General features: G+C 62.8%; 3 protein-coding genes. All 3 read right to left on the reverse strand.

Annotated features, from left to right (window positions below; genetic code table 11):
* Nucleotides 1-90 precede the first annotated feature (90 nt).
* From C664_RS19845 to C664_RS19855, 3 genes are read right to left on the reverse strand one after another with little or no spacing between them, the layout of a single operon-like run.
* Nucleotides 91-1,101 (reverse strand): tyrosine-type recombinase/integrase, encoded by a 1,011-nt coding sequence (locus C664_RS19845; RefSeq protein ID WP_004293973.1) that lies wholly within the window; start codon nt 1,099-1,101, stop codon nt 91-93.
* Complete coding sequence (locus C664_RS19850; RefSeq protein WP_004293975.1) at nt 1,098-2,045, reverse strand: tyrosine-type recombinase/integrase; 948 nt, start codon at nt 2,043-2,045, stop codon at nt 1,098-1,100. The genes C664_RS19845 and C664_RS19850 overlap by 4 nt, the downstream gene beginning before the upstream one ends.
* Complete coding sequence (locus C664_RS19855; protein ID WP_004293976.1) at nt 2,042-3,298, reverse strand: tyrosine-type recombinase/integrase; 1,257 nt, start codon at nt 3,296-3,298, stop codon at nt 2,042-2,044. The genes C664_RS19850 and C664_RS19855 overlap by 4 nt, the downstream gene beginning before the upstream one ends.
* Nucleotides 3,299-3,451 lie beyond the last annotated feature (153 nt).

The raw sequence follows: 3,451 nt of genomic DNA on the forward strand, positions 1-3,451 counted from the left end.
GCGCAATTATGCGCGGCCCTCGATTATGCAAGCCCTTCGGCCTCGAGTGCGGTCCTCTAGGGAGGGTCGCGTGCTCTGCTTTGCATAATTTCAGAGGCTTTCGAGGAACTTGAGGACGGCGTCGGTTGGGCGATAGCGTTGGCGTTTCGCTCCAGGCGGAGCGATGGTGGCCAGCGCACGCTCCTTCATGGCGAGATCGGCCTCGACGTATCCGTGGGTCGTGACTGGACTCTCGTGCCCCAGCCACAGGGCGATGACAGTGAGATCGACGCCGGCCTGTAGCAAGTGCATCGCGGTCGTATGGCGCAATGTGTGTGGCGAGATGCGGCGACCTTGTAGTTGAGGACATCGTTCTGTCGCTTCACTGACCGCGAGGGCAAGCCGTTCAGCCACATTCGTGCGTGTCATCGGCAGGCCCTTGCGGGTCGGTACGAGTGGGTGCTCGGCCTTCAGATCCGCATACGCCAACCAACGCCGGATTTCGGCATCGGTCTCTTTCCAGAGGGGAACGGTTCGTTGCTTGCGGCCTTTGCCATGCAGGCGCACCGATGACGTGGTTGAGAGGGTGACGTCGGCGACCCGGATGCCGATCATTTCGGAGACGCGGGCGCCAGTGTTGTAGAGCAACGTGAGCATCATCCGATCGCGCACACCGCACCAGGTCGTGGTGTCTGGGGCAGCGAGGAGCGCTTGAACCTCGTCGCGGGAGAGAAACCCGAGGAGGGGTTTCTCGAAACGCTTAATTGGGATCGCCAGGATCTGCTGCATGAGTTGCAAGGCCGGTGGGCACTGCAGCGCGACGTACTGGGCAAAGGCGCGAACGGCGGCCAATCGTGCGTTGCGGCTGCGCACCGTGTTGTGACGCTCCGTTTCCAGATAGGTCAGGAAGTCGAGGGTCAGCGTCGAATCGAAGTCGTTCAACGCCAGTTTGGCCGGCGGCGTTCCCCTTTCTCTTTCGGCATAGCCGAACAGCAACCGGAAGGTGTCGCGGTAGGCTGCAATCGTTCGCGGGCTGGCATTCTTCTGCTGTAACAACCGTTCGGCAAAGAACCGCTGGAGCAAGGAGGCGAACTCGGTGGGATCGGTGAGCAAGGCGTTCATTGCGGTGCTCCCTCGGCATAACGCTCGAAACGTTCCGCGGCGATGGCCATCAGTTCGGGAATGCCGGTGAAGTACCAGTAGGTATCGCTGACCTTGGCATGACCGACGTAGGTAGAGAGTGCCAGGACCGCTCGATCGATATCGATGCCTTGCTGGTAGAAGCGCAGCGTGGCACGTACGACGAAGGTGTGCCGCAAGTCGTGCAGTCGATGATGGGGATAGTCGCCACGAGGCTGCCAACCCAGTTGCCGGCACAGCGTCTGCAGTGCGTAGCGGATGGCTGCCTGATTGACCGCGTGGCCGTCGTCGCGCACAAAGAAGTGGTCGCACAGCGGCCTGGGGAAGCGCGCCTCACGCAAGCAGTCGTAAGCCCGCAGGGCCTCGCAGACACTGGGGTGGAGCGGTACCAGACGCTGTTGATGGAACTTCGCTTCCCTGACGTGGAGAACGCCCGCGTCGAGGTCGACGTCACTGCGGCTCAGCGCCAACGCCTCGGAGATACGCAGACCGCAACTTGCAAGCAAGCCAAAGACACAGCGGCAGGTGGCTGGCCGCATGCCACCCGGTGGCGGTAGGCCCTTGGCCGCCTCGAGCAGTGCGATCAGCTCCGCCTCGCTATAGATGTGAGGGACCAAGCGCCGATGAGCCGGACCGAAGAGCGATTGCGGCGGAATCTCGGTGCGCGGATCGAGTTGCAGGCAATAGCGCGCGAAGCCCCGCAGCACCTCGATTCGACGCCCCCAGCTGAGTGGACTGGGGCGACGAGAACGCTGGGCCCATTCGATCGCAAGGGCCACGCTCAGGTACTCTGCCGTTCCGAGCCCGTCGGCAAAGCGGGCAAACGAGATGAGCTGGGTTTCATCGATACTGAGCGCGAACCCATGACGGCGCCGATAGGCCAGGTAGGCCTCGACCCGCGAGATCCAGGACACGGCGGCACTCATGATGCGTACCCCGGCCACGGCATCGCCACGGCACGTAGGCCAACCAGATCGACGCGGGCGTAGACACGTGCCGTATCGAGACTTTGGTGGCGCAGCAGATCGACAATCTCCTTGATGGAGGCTCCCGCGCGATGCAAACGGGTCGCGGCCGTACGCCGAAGAACATGGGTATTACAGAACCGATCGCGCAGACCGCAGCGAACGAACGCGCGGTTCATCGCATTGCGGATCGCCGGCACACCCAGAGGTTTATCGAACGGTGCGCGATGCCTTACGAATAGCGCGCGATTCTGACTCTGCGTCGGCCGCCCCTCGCGCAGGTAGCGCGCAATCGCTTCACCGGTGACTGCGGGTAGCGGCAACTGCTGCACGCGTTTGCTCTTGGTGCCGCTGATCGTCAGCGTTGCCTGGCGCCAGTCGACAGACTCCAAAGTGAGGTAGGTCACCTCCTGGCCGCGTAGCCCCAGATCAAGCAGGCAGCGCGCAATTGCGTAGTCGCGCAACCCGACTGGATCAGTGAGATCGAACGTGGCCAGGAAGGCTTCAAGTTCGGCGTCCGACAGGACTTTGGGCAAAGTGGTGCGTTGCCAATCCGCGACTCTTGGCAAGGCGGCAGCCAGCCCGGCGGTCGAGTCACCGAGCAGAGCCCGATAACGAAAGTAGCTGCGAAGGCTGTTGCATGCCGTCCGCAGCGATGCCGGCTGCAAGTGCGTGCTGAGTTCCGCGAAGAACTCATCCAACTGCACGCTGGCAATCTGCGACACCGTTGGCGCCCGGGTTCCGAACGCCCGAACGAGAAAGCAACCGACGATGTGTAGGCGTCGGTCGCAGGTGACGGGCGCGAGGCCGCAGGTGCTCGAGAGATACTGACCAAAGCGCTCCAGTTCAACCGTAACTGGATCTGTGAGCACCGATGCGGGCTGAGTGGCCGGCAACAGCTTCAGGAGGTGGCGCAGCGCAGCCCCCGAGCTCGCGACCGAGCCATAGCAGGGAGCTGGACAGGCACAGATCGACAGGTGATCGTGCAAGAAGCGCTCGATGAGCGACACGGCCTCCGGTGCCGACCACGCGATCGCGTCGCACGCCATCCAATGACAGAAATGGGCGAGGCAGCCGACGTAACCACGAATGGTGCGCTCGCCGTAGCGCTGGCCGCGCAGCGCTCCGATGTACGGAACAACGAGGTGACCGAGCGGACCGGCGTCCAGCCAGTCGCGGCGAACAAGGGTCGCCAGGCACGGATCCGTGGGCATGATGTGCTCCTGTGGTGTGAGGGAACCACAGAGAACACGATCTTTTATGGCAAGTCGAAATGCGCCGGGGAGGGCTACCACCCTTGCCTATGTCAGGCGTTGAGGGGACGTACAACGGAACCTTGCATAATCGCGGGCCGCGCATAATTGCGC

It is taken from the genome of Thauera sp. 63 (assembly GCF_000310165.2).
In the GTDB taxonomy this organism is placed as follows: Bacteria; Pseudomonadota; Gammaproteobacteria; order Burkholderiales; family Rhodocyclaceae; genus Thauera; species Thauera humireducens.